The sequence below is a fragment of the Vibrio sp. 1288 genome (assembly GCF_033344475.1).
The window spans coordinates 1-635 of the sequence record NZ_JAWPOX010000673.1 but is presented as its reverse complement, the minus strand read 5'-3'; the positions used below and the strand labels follow the sequence as shown (position 1 = coordinate 635).

Genomic DNA, 635 nt, shown 5'->3' with positions numbered 1-635 from the left:
TTCTCGTAACACTACCTGGACATTACACCGAGATACTGCGCTCGGCCTAAACTTTGTTGGCGTTAACTACTATGACGGTCAAGGTTTCATGGTCAAGAAAGATCTTGGCATTTCTAGCGCTAAAGAGCTTGATGGTGCGTCAGTTTGCGTACAGTCAGGTACAACAACCGAACTCAACTTAGCGGATTACTTCCGCAACAGTGGCATGTCGTACAAACCTGTGGTGTTTGATACGGCGGCGCAAACCTCAAAAGGTTTCGATGCCGGACGCTGTGACGTGCTAACGACTGACCAATCAGGTCTGTACGCACTTCGTTTGAATCTGAAAGATCCTTCTTCTGCGGCGGTTCTACCTGAAATCATTTCTAAAGAGCCACTTGGCCCAGTGGTTCGTCAAGGCGACGATCAGTGGTTCAACATCGCTAAGTGGACGTTAGCAGCAATGGTGAATGCGGAAGAATACGGCATCACCTCTAAGAATGCGGATGAGATGTTAAAATCTCAAGATCCAAACATCAAACGTATTTTGGGTGTTGATGGTCCGAAAGGTAAAGGCCTAGGTATTCGTGATGATTGGGGTTACCAAGTCGTCAAACAAGTGGGTAACTACGGCGAAAGCTTTGAGCGCACAGTCG

The 635-nt window shown here is 47.6% G+C and carries 1 pseudogene; it reads left to right on the top strand.

Annotated features, from left to right (window positions below):
* A pseudogene (locus R8O11_RS28700) lies at window positions 1-635 on the top strand (transporter substrate-binding domain-containing protein); the annotation flags it as partial.